A 16,723-nucleotide genomic window follows, 5' to 3' on the forward strand; every position below is an offset into this window, starting at 1 on the left:
TCTAAATAATATTTATGTATTGATATTCAAAATATTATCATACTATTTGCTATTTATATCATCTATTATGTAATGACATTTATTATATATAAGAGATTACATAAACAAAAAAGACAGACTCTTTCGAATCTGTCTTTACATTATATATATAGTATTTCTACTTCTGCATATCGTAAACAACCTGCATTAGTTTTTTACCTATAGCATCGGCATCCTCCATTGTTGACGCCTCACTGTAAACTCTTATAATAGGTTCAGTATTACTCTTACGAAGATGTACCCACTTATCAGGGAAATCAATTTTCACGCCATCAATGTCTGTGATCTGCTCGTTCTTAAACATCTCCTTTACCTTTACCAATATAGCGTCAACATCAGTAGATGCTGTTAGATCAATACGATTCTTTGCAATAAAGTAATTAGGAAACGAAGCACGTAGCTCGCTTACCTTACATCCCTTATGTGCCAAAGAAGAAAGGAATAAAGCAATGCCTACTAGCGCATCACGACCGTAATGACTCTCTGGATAAATTACTCCACCATTACCTTCTCCGCCTATTACAGCATTGACATCCTTCATCTTTGTCGTAACATTTACCTCTCCTACTGCAGCAGCTGTATATTTGCCACCATGTTTCTCTGTAACATCACGCAGTGCACGTGTAGAACTTAGGTTAGATACTGTATTTCCAGGTGTCTTGCTCAATACATAATCTGCAACAGAAACCAATGTGTATTCTTCGCCAAACATTTTTCCATCCTCACAAATGAAAGCAAGTCTGTCTACATCAGGATCGACTACGATACCCATATCAAACTTACCCTTACTCATTTCTCCCATAATACCACCAAGGTTCTTCTCCAGTGGTTCCGGGTTATGGGCAAAGTTTCCATTCGCTTCTCCATTCAGGAATGTGTATTTTACCCCTAAAGCATCCAATAAATCAGGAAGGATAATACCTCCTACTGAATTAATTGAATCAACACATACATTAAATCCGGCCTTTTTGATAGCCTCAACATCAACAAGTTTCAGATTAAGAACGCTGTCAATATGTTTTTTGTTATATGTATCGTCTTCTGTATATTTTCCGAGGTTATCAACCTCAGCATATTCAAAATCTTCTTTTTCTGCTATTTCAAGCACTTCATTGCCCTCATCCTTTGTAAGGAATTCACCTTCATTATTAAGAAGTTTCAAGGCATTCCAATGACGTGGATTGTGACTGGCTGTAATAATAATACCACCATCTGCACCAGCCATACGTACAGTCAATTCGGTTGTAGGCGTAGTAGCCATACCTATATTGATTACATCATATCCAATACCCATAAGAGTACCGCATACTACCTTTGCAACCATATCGCCTGATATACGGGCATCACGTCCTACTATTATCTTCCCACTATTTGATTTGTTGCTACGACGAATAAAAGTAGCATAAGCTGTTGTAAATTTAACTATGTCTAACGGGTTCAGCGTATCGCCCGTCTGTCCGCCGATTGTGCCGCGGATACCTGAAATAGATTTAATAAGTGTCATTTATATTCCTCTCATGTAAGTTATTCTGTAATAGCAAGGGTATACATACTGTGATGCACGAGACTGTCCCTCTGAATGAGGTACTATGATTTTAACCTTTGCTATTTCATCTCCTTCTTTTAGCGGACGGCCTATATTTATATAAGTAAGTGGCACAAGCCATCCGGCCGGTACTGAAGTTGAACCATAAGATAGATACATCAAACTGGATTTACTGTCAAAAGAAGCAGTAAACGTACCACTTGAATTCGTTACATTCATTTTCTCAGGATACGCTGCATAAGTAAGATAATTATCACTCAACTGCATTGAATCCTCTTTTATGTTATATTCATCAAAACGGCATAAAATAGTAACATTTTCACCATCCTTGACCTTCTCGCCACAACCGTTACGTACTATCTGCATGTAAACTCCCGACTTATCTAAAAGTACATATTGGTTCTTGCCTTTTGTCGTGTCTGTTGTATAACCTTGATTGGCAAATTGTGCTTCTGATATTACATTTATAGACGAATCTGATATAAACTTACTAATTGCAGCACGCTCTGCATTCTTCTGATCCGCATAAGTTTCTCCTTTGCTACAACTTGCTACAATTATAACAACGATGAAGGATATAAGCGCTATGGCTGTTTTTTTCATTTTAATATTTATTTTAATCGTGACAAAATTACAAAAATCCAAGCATATAATAAAAAATAGATGATGTAATTATGCTACTTTAACTGATTATTAGCGACTTAGTTGATCTGCAAAACGAATTATAGCTAACTTTACAATATTTTCAGCTTCTTCTATAGAACAATGCAGACGTCCGCCTGCTGCATTAAGGTGACCTCCACCGTTAAAGAATTCTTTTGCAACCTCATTACAAGGGAAATCGTCTACTGATCTGAGACTGACCCAAATCAAATTAGATTTTTCAGTATCTTCTCTCAAAGATATTGACATTTTCAGTCCCTTTATCTGTAAAGGCATATTTACGAGTCCTTCGGCATCGCCTTTCTTAAACATAAAGCGGGTCATATCCTGACGGGTAATAGTAAACCAAGCTACATGATATTCTTCATTTACTTGCATCTTATTGTATAGTATGTATCCAATAAGACGAAGACGTGATGAACTGTAATTATTGAATACATTACGATATATCTTATCTTTGTCAATACCCTTCATCAACAACTGACTTATTATAAAATATATTTCAGGTGTATTCGAATTGTATGTGAATCCTCCTGTGTCGGTCATCATTCCACAATATATAGGTACAGCCATGTTAGGCGTCATCGTATCAAATGAGCCCAACTGCCATATTACGCGGAATACCAACTCTGATGTAGAACTTAGTTCGGGGTGTGATACGGTAACAAGTGTGTCCATCTGAGGATTGGGATGATGGTCTATCATAACCTTTGTGGATTTACTAGCCTGTAAGGCTTCGCTCATACCATCCACACGCTCTACACAATTGAAGTCCATACAGAATACTGTATCGGCATCTTCAAAGGCTGTATCCGCTACAGACTTATGTTTATCGTATCTTATTATGTCTTCTGAACCGGGAAGCCATTTCAAAAAATCAGGAAATTGATCTGGAACTATCACTAAAGGTTGCTTTCCATAAGAGCGTATATATTCTGCCATGCCCAATGAAGACCCTATTGCGTCTCCATCTGGATTGACATGACAACATACTATTATCTTTTCTGAAGTCTCTATCAGATTTTTGATGAGGCCACATTCTTTGTCTGTTAATATATTGATCTGCATAATGGTTGCAAAGTTAATAAAAAAGGCGCATCAATGATGCGCCTTCTTCAATTTATTTTAGTTTAAAATAACTTATTAGGATAAACGCCTGAGTCGATAAGACTTTGTATCTTATCTACTACAGACTGTCTGTCTGCTGCATAGGTTACACCGAACCACTTGCTAGTTGTATCCAATACCTTTACGGTGGCAGTCTTTTCGTTTATCAACTTATTAACCATAAGTGGAATAAAGAATTCAGCTTTTAGATTAGAAATATTTGCAGGGTCTGAAAGGAACTCCTTGAAATATGCTACGCTGTACTCAAAATAGTCGGGAGTGAATCCCCACATATTCATAGACACAGGGGTATTGTCTTCTACAGCTACCCATTTGCCATTTTCATCCTTATAACTTACCGGACCGTTAACACGCATAATTTCTGTGCGCTCTACTACGGTTGTAAGATTTTCTTTTTCATCTTTAGAGCAGATGCCACGTGCTACAGTTCCATTCTCAGACAATGTATTACCTACACGGAAGCCAACCATTGCATAATCGTTTTTGCTGCCTTCTGGAAGTTCTGAAAGGAATTTACCAATTACCATGAATGCGTCTCTGTTATAGAAATCATCACAGTTAATAACACAGAAAGGCTCTTTGATTGCATTCTGAGCCATCATCACTGCATGGTTTGTTCCCCATGGCTTAACACGGTCTGCCGGACAAGTAAAACCCTCAGGTAGAGAATCTAGACTCTGGAAACATAGCTCTACAGGGATATGCCCTTCGTATTTACTTAATATCTTTTCACGAAAGTCGTTCTCGAAATCTTTTCTGATTACGAATACGATCTTTCCAAATCCCGCTTTGATAGCATCATAAATGGAATAATCCATTATTGTTTCACCGTTAGGGCCTAAACCATCTAACTGTTTCAGACCTCCATAACGGCTTCCCATTCCTGCTGCTAGGAGTAATAAAGTTGGTTTCATTTTTTATTGTATTTAAGTATCAGTTGTTATATAACTTGCTTGCAAAGGTAATTTATTTTTAGATAACAGACAAATGTATTTTGCATTAAATCTATTTTCATAAAGAACTTACCTTTATCAGAAAGGATATCCTACTGCGAAATGCAATGTCTGTCCGTCTGTGAATTTTGGTATGTTATAATATCCGCTTTTTGTCGTATCATAAGGAACATGAATACCGATACCCCAATCTAGCCTGATTATAAGAAATTCTAAATCATAACGTAGGCCTAGTCCTGTTCCTGTTGCCATTTCTTTGAGCATATTATTCAACTTGAATTGCGAACCTATTCGGTAACTGTCATACTTCAACGACCAAATATTTCCGGCATCTAAGAATGTAGCTCCATAAAGATGACCAAATATATTAAAACGGTATTCAATATTAGCAAGAATTTTCATATCTCCGGTTTGGTCCACATAAGAGAATTTGTCTACATTTGAATAGTAACTTCCCGGACCGACGCTTCTTGCCGAAAAGGCACGTACACTGTTAGCTCCTCCTATATAGAATTGTTCGTTGTAAGGTGCACTTGATGAATTGCCGTAAGAGAATAGTATACCGCCACCTATATGACCGACCAACTGTGTTTTATCTCCAAGCCTCCAAGTCTTTCTGAAGTCGGTCTGCACTTTAAAGAATTGTGCATATGGGTTCTTAAACATCTGTTTGTCCTTATCATTCCACTTCTTACCTGTGGCCAAATACCCAAGTGACAATATATTACCGGCCTCTGTAAGTGTTGTTTCCCATTGTATTGGGTTTCTGTATTTTGCAGGACTGATATACGTATATGTATATTTCATTTTAGGTATGAACTGGTTTTGCATTGATACAGACAAATATGGATTAGCTACACGTATTGAATCGAATTTTTTGGTAGAACTATTCATATGCTGGTATTCAATAACCAATGGACTGAATTCATGTATTGAGTTGGCTGATGTCTGAAACTTGTACGTCATCTCACCTGATACGGTATGCATTCTGAAATAACCGGCTCGGTTAAGTATATTTGTAGACCCCTTAAACAACGTAGTTGGGGCTTTGTATAGGCGACGACGCACATTGAAAGGAAGCATTAAACGTGGTATCTCTAAAGACGCATCGCCTCCATATTCATATGAGTTTACCTGCGAACTTGAACCTTGCACATTGTTTCCAACTTGCCATTCGTACGAACCATGCATATTTATGTCTAGTTTTTCTCCTCCCCTGAAGGCATTACGTTTTGTAAAACCGACTATTATTCCAGGACCCGTTCTTCCGCTTGTTTTATTTATGTAATTTGATTCTACATAGAAGTCGTATGGTTTTCCAAGTACACAGCTCAGTCGCATATCCAATGTATCACAAGACGAAGTTGTATCACGTGGTGTGAATTTAAAGTCGGTCATACTAAAACAGTCTGAAGCTCCAACATTATTTGCAGATTCCAGATAATCTTCATAACTAAATAGTTTTCCTGGACGAATTTTCATTCCTTTAAGTATAACACGCACCCTAATAGGAGGACGTCTACCTGTAAAATGTACAGTGAGACGACGGTGCTTGATGGAGTCAGTCAACTGATCGGTAAAAAGTTTTTTGATTTCTACATCTAATTTCCCAATATACCATTTCTGCTTTGCTCTAACAGGTACATCATCTGCCATATGGAAGCGTAAGTTTACTTTACCTGGAACAGAAAGTGTATCTGCCAAATATGTAGAATAACCGGGCTGATAGTAATAATATCCATTATTGCGAAACAGAGTTCCGATACGATTACGTTCAGCATCAAGAGAATAAACATCAAATGCGTCATCCTTATGGATAAGCGCGTCATTCATTGTTTTACGAATAAGGCTATCTGCCTGTTTGGGAAATCCATTATATGCTATTGAATCTAGTGTATACAGATGATTCGGACTTACAGTATAACCTATCTTACACTTCTTTATATTTTTCTGTTGCACTCGTGTCTGCTCCACATTTCCATCAAAATATCCATGATTACGTAATACCGAATTTGCTATAGAAGCTCGTAGTTCAGGATTTACCCAACTCATAAGTACTGGGGCCTTGCCTAATGATTTTGTAATCCATTTGCTGAATCCTGAGTTAGATGAGGAAAAGGCATTCCATATCCATAATCCGTAAGGGAATGGAGTACGATAATACGAACTTCCGAAAAGAGCTCCGTTTGGTGCGCATGCTAGTGCAGCCTCAACTTCGGATTTAGTCAGCGTGAAATGGTCATTTTTCTCATAGTTTTTATATTCTATCTTGGTAATTCCTGTATACAACTGGTCTCCCTCAGGAATATTTCTGGTGGATGAGCATGAATATGCCAGCACTGCGATTGTCAACAGCAGCGTTATTTTTATTCGTGTGTATATACTTTCTTTTTTCATTATTTCATTTTTACAGAATCTACAGGTGGCATATCATTCTCTACATTTTTAAATCTTAGGATATCTTTGAAATGCTGCAATTTTCTACGCCATACGAAACCTATGCCATATTCTCCTGTTTCTCCTTCTAACCAGTCGTATGTATTGCGGTAGTAAAAGAGCTTTACATACTTATTAGATGTCTTATCAAGTCGATACTCTAATGTTACATTATCAAACACTGATTGGTCTTGATTATTAGGATCCATACCCGTCGACACTTTTCCTCCTACCACGATGTTCATTCGATTGTTCCAGAAACGCTTAGCGAACTTGAACGAATAGTCTGTATGCGAATTCCCTGATGCATCTGTGCTATTATCCATACCTATGCTTAAATCAAGTGTACGCATGGCATTACCTGCTATATTGTTTATTTCTCCCTGTAAGAATGAGTTGAGGGCACCGTTCATAGAGAATCCACTAGTATTACCGTCTGCCAAATACATACCTGTTGTCAGCATCGTCACTGCTAACTTTCCGCGTTGTTCGGTACTCATAGCTGACAATTGGTTTGATATATTCATATCTTCAGGGGCATCGATAGTGAATTGGAGTCCCATATTCTTGAGCGTCTTCGTTATTATCACGCCACAGTCAAATGTTACACTGCGCCCTGTTTCTCCCTGACTGGACACCGTAGCCTTTGTTCTTTCCTTTGCCGTAATGTCCAATTTAGGATTCATAGGATCGCCCTGAAATTCTATATAACTGCCATCTTGTATTGTGAAGGTTTTCAGAGGTATTACAGGCAGTGAATATTTCATCTCACCATTATTCAGCGTATATCGTCCTGTAATACGTATATCGTCTATCGGGTTATACTTGAGATGCAAGTCACCACCTCCAATAAGGTCAACATAGTTGGTATGGTCTGAATTAAGGTCACACCTTATTCTGGCTCCATCATTCACGCTAAGTATAAGATCCATATCCAAACCAGCAATTGGTGGACGCTTTACGATCTCTTGTGTAGTATCTCGCAAGTCTACAAACTTTACAAGTTCATCCAATTGATTGTCTGTCGTAAGTGGGGAGTCTCTTAGTATATATGTTATATCTGTACTGCCCAGTACATCTAGTTTACCTCTCATATTAAGGTTATCCATGTATCCTTTAAGAGATCCAAAAAAGTTTACGTAAGACTTGCCATATGATATGGAACGATTATTTTCCTTCGAATCAATCAACAGATAATTCTGTGCACGCATATTCAGACTCATGTTTATCTTCTGCATATCCGAAAAGTCCAGATAACCTGATATATTCAGCGGATTATTATTATGCGAGTACATCTCAAAGTTTTCAAATAGCAGATGACTGCCTACTATTCTCACAGGGTCGTTGTCGAAGCGCATTTCCACGCCATAAGGCACACTAACCAGGTATGATGAATCTAGGTATACCTCACCATCTACCTGAGGTTTATTCAAAGGACCTTTTGTGGTCACAGTACCTTCTGCATATCCCTTAAAACCAATTAACTGATTTGGCACGAAACCATTAACAATGGCCATTGGGAATTTTTCAAGACCTAAAGTTGCATCTAGAGATCCATCTCCGGCTGAATTATACGAACCTTTTATTGTGGCTATTTCCTGATCATCACGCATCAGTCGCCCGTCTACATAATGAGAACCGTCTTCTTTTGGCATATAAACGAATTCACTGCTTACATTACCTAATGGACAACCTTGATATGTCATCTTTTTGACCGCCACATCTGATGAAACAGACAGTTCTTTCTTATTCTGTATCAGATGGAAATCGCCATTCATTGTACCTGTCATCCTTGGCATATATGGTATAACAGCCATTATTTTGCCTAAGTCGAATTTCTGTAGGCTGACTGTAAGGTTTTGAAGAGCTTCAGTATCTCCGTCGTCTGTGTATACCTTAATACCTGCACCATCCGCTGAAAGCAAGTCTATCTTTGCTGAGACTCGTTTGTTATTACCCAACAATAGATAATTGTCTGTATTAAGCCCGAATTTTTTATATCCTATTATTGGATTTTCGGGAGATAAGTGGAATCTCAGTCCGTCTTTCTCCATAGCTACTTCTGCGCCTAACTGTAATCCCAGACGGCCCGTACCATCAAAGTACTTTACATTAAGACCTGCTCCGTTTTTCAATATATAGCCGTCCATAAGAGCATTAAACTTATACTGCTGACCTTTCTTATTGTTTTGAATGTGACCGGTAAATTTTACATTATCAGAGTCAGACTTAGCCTCAATATTTATTATATCTATCTTTGCTCGAGAGGTTTTCAGCGAACAAATATTCAGATTACCGTTCAAACCCTCTTTAGGAGACAACGACACGTTCACAGCCAATGAATCAAACTGATATCCCTTATACTTAAGAAAATTATATACAGGGTTATTATTACCGCTACTTAAACTAAAAATCATTACGGGCAGAAGTTTTCTTATCTTATTTTGGTCTATTGTCTTTTCTTTGAATTCTTTTGTCATTTCCTTCATAATGAGCTTACTGCGCCCCAATAACCATTTGTAACCTCCACGTGCATTCATGTTCATTCTAAAATTACCACAGTACAGTTTTGCCCTTGTGGTATCCCTGTTCGTCATAATATCCATCACTAAATCTTTAGGACGATATGTTTTTTTGACATCCATAATTGTCACATCACTAACAACACCTTCCATTTTGTAATAGTTGTTCAGATCACTTGCAACATCGACATTTGCACATAGTGACGTGGTAAGTGGTTTAGAAGAAAGGCGCAGGCGGTAGAGGTCGGCTTTACTGAGATCCGCTGATATAGTAGCTTTAATGTTTTTGGCATCAAGCAGTGCATCAAACGATATCAGTCCCTTAAGTAATTTGTTATCGCTGTTTATATCAGCATGGGCTTTGCCGTCAGTCAAAAGTAAGTTTGCCTTCATATGATCTAAATTCCAGTGCCCATATTGAAAACTTGAGATGTTCGCTTTAGCATTTATATGTGTCTTTTTAGACATAACGGTAAAGCCAACTCCTTTCACATCAACATTGCCGGTGAAGGCATATAGTGAATCATTAGGTATAAAGTGATGTATCTGTAGATTCTTAATTTTAAGTGATGCCTGATAGCTCTTTTTTACTGCATTATACTGCCCCTGTGCACTTACCGTACCGTTACCTTCTATTACTTTTAGATCTGCAGCGTAATGTGTTCCATTGATACTGAAAGAACCGTTGACACCTATGCCTGTTGGTATCCTGTAATTACGCATAATATTATTGTTCAACAAAGCTGTTACAAAACCAATATTATATGTATGTGCATTCAGCCGAATCTTGGTATCTATGTGTCTCATATCCATAAGGTTTGCAGCATATCCTTTTAATAAGACATCAAATGCAGTAGGCAGTTTTATCAGCAAACCAGTAAAGTCTACATAATTAAGATTACCTGTTACCGAACCCATTACTTTCAATGGATAGTTTGGCCAATTACGCACAAAAGATTGTGGCATTAATCCCATGAAATGCATAAGATCTTGCTTTCCAAACTGTCCATTCACTCTTAGATATATTTTGCCTGGATTTTTCTTAGCAAAGGCGTTAAGATCCATCTCTAAATCTGCCGACATTTCTGAATCTGGTGTACGGAAATGTATTGCAGGCAGCATTACTCTTTTCGAATCTAATGATATAAGTCCTGAAAAATCATCCACTCGTATACCGCTCTTTTCCCTAAATGAGAAGTTACGCAAGTTCAATTTCAATTTTGGCGATAGGTAAGACAGACCGCATATACCTATATTTACGTCTGTCATAGCTATATGGCTATAGTCCAGACCATTGGTCTGTGTTTTATAATTATTGTCATACCGCAGTTTTCCACCGGTCCAGTCCAAATTGTCCACTTTGCATAAACCACTATACAAATCAAAGTAGCCACCGCTTGCCGAAGTCCTGGAAATATATCCCTGCACTTGCAGTGTGTCTCCTGGCATGTGAACCGCCACATCAGTATTAGTGATGTTAATATGGTCTACTGATATTTTCCAGAAGTTCTTTTTTTGAGTGGTGTCCTTAGGCACAGTGTCGCTAAGCTCTACATTTAGTCTTGCATCAACCATATTAGCACTGTTTACCTTTACGAACTTTCTATTTACATCTATACCATGGCTCTTTATAGACAATTGCCCAACAGTTCCCTTTACGCGTGCCTGATGAATTAAGTTTGTCGTATTGAGTCTCATCTTATTAAACTCAAGTGCGTCAATTTCTACCTTGCTATGCAACAATGGCATAAATTGTACATTCACCATAATGTTTTTAACATCAGCCACAGTGTCTTTAACCTGAGGCAAAGAGTCGTTCTGCTGTATTACACGGAGTCCATCAACACCAAGATCAAGAGGAAATACAAGTCTAACACGTTCAACACTTATATTCATGCCTGTCTTATTAGATGCATAAGATACAACCTCCTTTACGGCCCAGCGCTGAATAGGCGGAATATAAAGGAGAATTGCCAATAAAACAACTAGCAGGATAGGTGCAAGTATTGCTACACCTGTCCACTTCAGTATCTTTTTAACACGTATATTCATATCTGAATTACGGCACAAATAATATCATATGCACATAACTCTGCAAAGTAAATAAAAAAAAAGGAAAATTCGCAATTTAAATAAGAAAAAGCCACTGAAATCCGGAAAAATCATTCTATATGCCCTGTCATTCTCCTATTTTGGCAATGTTACGCCACAAATTATCTTCAGGCACGGAAGCTTCGATCACTATTTCTTTCTTTGATACCGGATGAACGAATTCTATTTTTCTTGCTAGAAGTGATATACTTCCATCAGGATTGCTCCGCTTTGCACCATATTTAAGGTCACCCTTTATAGGACATCCCATATTTGCCAATTGGCAACGTATCTGATGATGCCTCCCTGTCATAAGGTTTACCTCTATCAGTGTATAATTATCAGAATGTCCGATTACCCTATACTTGAGTATAGCCTGCTTTGAGTTTGGTACTTCATGATCATAAGCATAACTTTTGTTCTGTTTCTCATTCCTTACCAACCAGTCTGTAAGAGTCCCCTCTGTCTGCTTCGGGAAGTTCTTTGTTATAGCCCAATAAGTCTTATGAACATCGCCAACTCTAAACATCTCATTGAGACGTGTAAGAGCTTTGGATGTCTTCGCAAAGACCACCAATCCCCATACAGGACGATCAAGACGGTGCGTTACGCCGAGGAAAACATTCCCCGGCTTAGCGCTTTTTATCTTAATATATTCTTTTACTGTCTCAGAAAGCGGTTTATCTCCGGTTTTATCACCTTGCACGATCTCACCGCTTCTCTTTGAAACAATAATTATATGATTGTCTTCGTAAACGACTTCCATATTACATGTTCATACCACCATCAATCTGTATAACCTGTCCTGATACATAAGAAGACATATCAGAAGCAAGGAAAGTAGCTACATTTGCTATATCCTCTACAGTACCGCCACGGCGCAATGGTATTTTATTGATCCATTCCTTACGTATATCATCAGGAAGTGCTGCTGTCATAGCTGTCTCGATGAATCCAGGAGCTATTGCGTTTGCACGTATACCACGAGATCCCATTTCCTGTGCAATACTCTTTGCCAAGGCTATCAGTCCGGCCTTTGATGCTGCATAATTACACTGACCAGCATTACCATGTACACCTACTACAGATGCCATATTTACAATGCTACCACTTCTCTGGCGCATCATTATTGGGGTACAAGCATGGATAAAGTTGAAAGCCGACTTCAGATTTACAGCTATTACTGCATCCCACTGAGCCTCTGTCATACGCATCATCAGACCATCTTTTGTTATACCGGCATTGTTTACCAATATATCAATACTTCCGAATTCTGCCTTAACCTGATTAACCACCTCTTCTGTCTGAGCAAAGTCAGCAGCATTGCTTGCATAACCCTTTGCTTTAACACCTTTAGCAGCTATTTCACTTTCTGTAGCCTTACCATTCTCATCGATAACGAGGTCTGTAAAAGCAACGTTTGCACCTTCTTCAGCGAATTTCAATGCAATAGCTTTTCCTATACCACGTGCAGCTCCTGTTACGAGAGCTGTTTTACCTGTTAATAATCCCATTTTCTTAATTTTTATTTATTAGTTTAAAAATATCCATTCATTTAAAGCCGTTCTTGCCTAGAGCCCCGTATACGAATTTCACTACCAACGGTTTACTCGTCTCTTCTGTCATTCCATGACCCAGACGTCCGTATATGAAAGGCACTTCAAGTCCTTTTATACAATAATGTGTAATGTCGGCTACCAAATCCACGTCATCTATATCAAATTCGCCGTCTGCCTTTCCATCGGCATATACCTTACGAAACAGCTCCAATTCGTCTTCGTCAAAGTTCTTTCTTACTTTCTCAACCATCCATATATTACGAAAGAACTCGGCTCTGAGATTACCATTACGTACCACAGTCTCCTTTATCATAATAAGGTGTGTATATATCAGTTCTATGATTTTGTCCTGTGGCCTGATGCGCTTTGCTGCCACTTCGTCCAACTTATCTGACAATCTTTCCAGTTCAGACTCTATCACTGCATAATAGACGTCGTCCTTACTTTTGAAGTATGTATAAAGGGTACGTCTGCCCTTGCCCGAAGCTACAGCTATATCATTCATAGTTGTATTTTCAAGTCCATTCTTGGCAAACAGTTGCCTTGCTACATCCACAAGTTTTTGACGCGTTTTCGAAATTGACATTGCTTTTTCCTCCAAAGTTACATTTTGCACATCGTGTATACTGTGTGCAAAATTATATTTTTATTTTTTCTTATGCAAATAAATCGTTCATAAAAACATAAGAATGTGCATTAAAAAAATAAATATGAAGAAAGTTTGCAAAAGATTTGGATATAACAAAATAAAACCATACCTTTGCAGTCGCAATTCAGAAATGAGGCGCATAACAAAATATAACATCGCGGAGTGGAGCAGTTGGTAGCTCGCCAGGCTCATAACCTGGAGGTCACACGTTCGAGTCGCGTCTCCGCAACTAAAAGATCGCAAAATATTGGTTTTCAATATTTTGCGTTTTTCTTTTAAACACGTTATGACAAATAATCTAAATATGAAAAGAATCTTATTTTGTTTTTTACTCACAGGTACTGTTTTATGTACTTCTGCACAGAAACCAAAAGATATTGTTATCGGGCTTAAGTCTGACGGTAGTAATATATGTGTGCACGCTATTCACTTTGATAAGATAGTAAAGAACTATACAGCCAGTCCTGATTTCAGGCATATCGGTCTGGAGTTTGTCAGTAATGGCATTTTCTCAGAGAACAGCAACAAGGGCCAACTTGGCATCTATGATACTGTCTCCGAACAATTGTTATGGAAGATTCCAATTGACTACAATCAACCTAAAGAGGTGCTTACCAACAATGGAGTACTAATTACAGAGGGTACTCACAAGTCTTATTACGACTATACATCTCATGATAAACGCTGGTCAAATATTTGTTATGTAGGTACTGTTGTCCATACGCAGGCTGATTCGTCTGATGTACTTTTAGGGTACCAGAGTTTGGGGAATGGTTCTTTCACTGGTATCAACATTAACAATGGCTCTGAACTTTGGACAGCAAAGATATATCACAACATATCGTATGCGGGATGCAAAAGTCTTGGTGGCAGCAGATGTCTTATAATAGGTGACAAATTAAATCTTATAGATTCCCAAAAGGGACTTTTGGCTTCTTATGACATCAATGCAGGAGTATCCGACTCGGATATGAATGTCTCTGAAAGTAATGCACAGGGATCATTACTTGCCGGAATGGTTGGTAACGACATTTATTCTGTTCCTATGCTGACCAACTCAAATGTTATTACCGGACTCAACTCTAACGTATGCCTTAAAGATTCGTCTATATATTTTTCAGACAGCGAAAAACTTATATGCCTTGATTACAATTTAAGTCAGAGGTGGATATATAATTTTCCAAATAATCTGGCATCACATTCTATACTTACTGCAAATGGTGGTAATATCAATATGCTCAATATGGGTCACGGCTTAAGAAACAGTAAGATTGAAAGAGGCATTCCTTTCATGGCCTCGTTCAACAGCAAGAATGGCAAATTAGAACATATAAAAATGCTATCTGACAATAAATGCATAATCTACGATGCCGTAGTATATGGAGACCGGTATTTCTTTTTGTCAGACAAGGGACTTTCCAGCCGCACTGTATCAGATACAGCTTCTGTAAGATATTCATGGGACAATAAAAAACGCGGTTGGCCTCTTGCCCTAATCAACGATACCGTATATGCATACAATCAGTCCACCGGAAATTTTGCAATCATATGCCACGACGATTACAATTGCCCTGTTATTTCATCCGATGCATACGTATATATGGCTGACAAGGATTTGTATATCAACAGCAAGTTTCCTATTAACGATCTATATAGACAGATAACACAGACAGCCGATTACGTGGTTGTCACCAACGGCAATCTAGACAGTTGGATAATTCGCAAGTCAGGTGTTCCTGTGATGCATTTTAACAAAATAATACTCAACTGCGATGCAAAAGACGACAAACTGATAATTCTAACATCTGAAAGTGACATCTGCATTACTGACATCAAGTCACTGATCAATCAGACAAACAAGTAAAACAAATAAGCGGACTCTATTATGAAGTCCGCTTATTTGTTTTAGAATTGTTCTAATATATGTATTCGTTTTTCAGTATCTGGATGAGTGGCAAACATAGAATTCATAAAACTCATTACTCCATTCGACATACTCTTTGGATGTATTATGAATAACTGAGCTACATCCTCACGCTTTACTCCCTGTAATCCAGGATCGCTAGAAATCTTACGCAGAGCCGAAGCTAGCGCCATAGGATTGCCCGACAATTCCGCTCCACCTGCATCTGCCATATATTCCCTCTTCCTAGAGATAGCGAATCGTGTTATTATAGTGAAAAAATATCCTACAGAACAGCACACCAGTGCCACCAACAGTATTACGATCATCGAGAGTCCGTTGCCCTTACCATCATCATCACTATCCCTCCTTCTTCCGATTCCGCCTCCAAACCAAAACATGTTATACATCATGTTCACTACCAGACTGGTTATCGTAGCAAGGATACCTACAAAGATGATACTTGTTATCAACAGTCGCGTATCATGGTTGCGTATATGAGTCAGTTCATGACCTATAACGCCAGATAGTTCATCATCATCCAACAACTGCATAATGCCTGTAGTCAATGTAACAGTATAACTTTTTTTATCTATTCCACTAGCAAAGGCATTCAATTGAGGGTCATCCACCACATTTATCTGTGGCATATCCATATTGCAAGTCATGCACAGGTTCTCAACTATATTATAAACCCGCGGATTGTCTTTTCTGCTCAACGGACGCGCACCAGTAGCGTGGCGAACCATCGACGCATTAGAAAGATATGCTATCAGGAACCACACAGCCACACCGGCCACAACCCATGGTAGAGCCTTAACAAAATAAGCATTTACTACAGCAGCGTTGAGCACATGCACTACATTGCCGTATTGATCATAATATCCGTGACCAAAATAATTGAGAAGTGCAAGAAACAACCAAACGATCCCCAGCATTATTACAGGGAACAACAGCAACAGTATTATACTTATAATATTGTTACGGCTGATCTGTGTCTGCATTCCTACGTACTTCATCACTATTAGAATTTAATTTCAGGTGCTTTATCCATTTCCACACGGTCTTCCTGGGGTACTTCAAACATAGGTTCCTTCTGGAATCCGAACATTTTTGCAAATATATTTGACGGGAAAGTCTGCACTGCATTATTAAGCTCACGTGTTGCAGAGTTGAAGAAACGTCTTACTGCAGCCAACTTATTCTCAAGGTCAGCAACCTCACCTTGCAACTG

General features: G+C 38.4%; 12 protein-coding genes and 1 tRNA gene (1 of these 13 running past the window's edge). 2 read left to right on the forward strand and 11 right to left on the reverse strand.

Annotation, left to right across the window (positions count from 1 at the left end; genetic code table 11):
* Positions 1-157: 157 nt before the first annotated feature.
* From glmM to XYLOR_RS07395, 9 genes are all read right to left on the reverse strand, one after another.
* Positions 158-1,543 (reverse strand): phosphoglucosamine mutase, encoded by a 1,386-nt coding sequence (glmM, locus tag XYLOR_RS07355; RefSeq protein WP_036878159.1) that lies wholly within the window; start codon positions 1,541-1,543, stop codon positions 158-160.
* Positions 1,544-2,188 (reverse strand): BamK family beta-barrel-assembly machinery protein, encoded by a 645-nt coding sequence (bamK, locus tag XYLOR_RS07360; RefSeq protein WP_036878161.1) that lies wholly within the window; start codon positions 2,186-2,188, stop codon positions 1,544-1,546.
* 90 nt (positions 2,189-2,278) lie between these two features.
* Positions 2,279-3,316 (reverse strand): DHH family phosphoesterase, encoded by a 1,038-nt coding sequence (locus XYLOR_RS07365; protein WP_036878163.1) that lies wholly within the window; start codon positions 3,314-3,316, stop codon positions 2,279-2,281.
* 62 nt (positions 3,317-3,378) lie between these two features.
* Positions 3,379-4,290 carry a sugar phosphate nucleotidyltransferase gene (locus tag XYLOR_RS07370; protein WP_036878164.1) on the reverse strand — a complete coding sequence of 304 codons (912 nt, stop codon included), beginning with the start codon at positions 4,288-4,290 and terminating at the stop codon, positions 3,379-3,381.
* A 117-nt stretch (positions 4,291-4,407) separates the two neighbouring features.
* Entirely contained in the window at positions 4,408-6,726 is a 2,319-nt protein-coding gene (gene tamL / locus XYLOR_RS07375) for a translocation and assembly module lipoprotein TamL (RefSeq protein WP_036878166.1), read from the reverse strand.
* Positions 6,726-11,339: a translocation/assembly module TamB domain-containing protein gene (locus XYLOR_RS07380; RefSeq protein ID WP_036880888.1), complete on the reverse strand. Its 4,614-nt coding sequence runs from the start codon at positions 11,337-11,339 to the stop codon at positions 6,726-6,728. The genes tamL and XYLOR_RS07380 overlap by 1 nt, the downstream gene beginning before the upstream one ends.
* A gap of 127 nt (positions 11,340-11,466) precedes the next feature.
* Positions 11,467-12,144 (reverse strand): RluA family pseudouridine synthase, encoded by a 678-nt coding sequence (locus XYLOR_RS07385; RefSeq protein WP_036878167.1) that lies wholly within the window; start codon positions 12,142-12,144, stop codon positions 11,467-11,469.
* Between the two features lies 1 nt (position 12,145).
* The gene (gene fabG, locus XYLOR_RS07390) at positions 12,146-12,892 is read right to left on the reverse strand and encodes a 3-oxoacyl-[acyl-carrier-protein] reductase (RefSeq protein WP_036878169.1); all 747 of its coding nucleotides are present in this window, start codon (positions 12,890-12,892) and stop codon (positions 12,146-12,148) included.
* 37 nt (positions 12,893-12,929) lie between these two features.
* Positions 12,930-13,523 carry a TetR/AcrR family transcriptional regulator gene (locus XYLOR_RS07395; protein ID WP_036880890.1) on the reverse strand — a complete coding sequence of 198 codons (594 nt, stop codon included), beginning with the start codon at positions 13,521-13,523 and terminating at the stop codon, positions 12,930-12,932.
* 219 nt (positions 13,524-13,742) lie between these two features.
* Between XYLOR_RS07395 and XYLOR_RS07400 the strand changes: the two genes are divergently transcribed.
* Both XYLOR_RS07400 and XYLOR_RS07405 read left to right on the forward strand, forming a co-directional pair.
* A tRNA-Met gene (locus XYLOR_RS07400) sits at positions 13,743-13,815 on the forward strand.
* 75 nt (positions 13,816-13,890) lie between these two features.
* On the forward strand, positions 13,891-15,450 hold the full coding sequence (locus XYLOR_RS07405) for a hypothetical protein (RefSeq protein WP_154655698.1): 1,560 nt from the start codon (positions 13,891-13,893) through the stop codon (positions 15,448-15,450).
* Positions 15,451-15,491: 41 nt separating this feature from the next.
* Here the strand turns inward: XYLOR_RS07405 and XYLOR_RS07410 are convergent, their stop codons facing one another.
* Both XYLOR_RS07410 and XYLOR_RS07415 read right to left on the reverse strand, forming a co-directional pair.
* The gene (locus XYLOR_RS07410; RefSeq protein ID WP_036878173.1) at positions 15,492-16,508 is read right to left on the reverse strand and encodes a M48 family metallopeptidase; all 1,017 of its coding nucleotides are present in this window, start codon (positions 16,506-16,508) and stop codon (positions 15,492-15,494) included.
* Between the two features lie 5 nt (positions 16,509-16,513).
* Positions 16,514-16,723, reverse strand: partial view of a LemA family protein gene (locus XYLOR_RS07415; RefSeq protein ID WP_036878175.1) — the 3' portion only. The gene runs 351 nt beyond the window's last position; 210 of the gene's 561 nt are visible here — the last part of the coding sequence; the start codon falls outside the window, past its right edge; the stop codon is at positions 16,514-16,516.

This window comes from Xylanibacter oryzae DSM 17970 (assembly GCF_000585355.1).
GTDB lineage: Bacteria > Bacteroidota > Bacteroidia > Bacteroidales > Bacteroidaceae > Prevotella > Prevotella oryzae.

What these genes read in the sequence shown, in the direction of transcription:
- glmM (WP_036878159.1), bottom strand. Translation starts at nt 1,543, where the DNA reads ATGACACTTATTAAATCTATTTCAGGTATCCGCGGCACAATCGGCGGA.
- bamK (WP_036878161.1), bottom strand. Translation starts at nt 2,188, where the DNA reads ATGAAAAAAACAGCCATAGCGCTTATATCCTTCATCGTTGTTATAATT.
- XYLOR_RS07365 (WP_036878163.1), bottom strand. Translation starts at nt 3,316, where the DNA reads ATGCAGATCAATATATTAACAGACAAAGAATGTGGCCTCATCAAAAAT.
- XYLOR_RS07370 (WP_036878164.1), bottom strand. Translation starts at nt 4,290, where the DNA reads ATGAAACCAACTTTATTACTCCTAGCAGCAGGAATGGGAAGCCGTTAT.
- tamL (WP_036878166.1), bottom strand. Translation starts at nt 6,726, where the DNA reads ATGAAAAAAGAAAGTATATACACACGAATAAAAATAACGCTGCTGTTG.
- XYLOR_RS07380 (WP_036880888.1), bottom strand. Translation starts at nt 11,339, where the DNA reads ATGAATATACGTGTTAAAAAGATACTGAAGTGGACAGGTGTAGCAATA.
- XYLOR_RS07385 (WP_036878167.1), bottom strand. Translation starts at nt 12,144, where the DNA reads ATGGAAGTCGTTTACGAAGACAATCATATAATTATTGTTTCAAAGAGA.
- fabG (WP_036878169.1), bottom strand. Translation starts at nt 12,892, where the DNA reads ATGGGATTATTAACAGGTAAAACAGCTCTCGTAACAGGAGCTGCACGT.
- XYLOR_RS07395 (WP_036880890.1), bottom strand. Translation starts at nt 13,523, where the DNA reads ATGTCAATTTCGAAAACGCGTCAAAAACTTGTGGATGTAGCAAGGCAA.
- XYLOR_RS07405 (WP_154655698.1), top strand. Translation starts at nt 13,891, where the DNA reads ATGAAAAGAATCTTATTTTGTTTTTTACTCACAGGTACTGTTTTATGT.
- XYLOR_RS07410 (WP_036878173.1), bottom strand. Translation starts at nt 16,508, where the DNA reads ATGAAGTACGTAGGAATGCAGACACAGATCAGCCGTAACAATATTATA.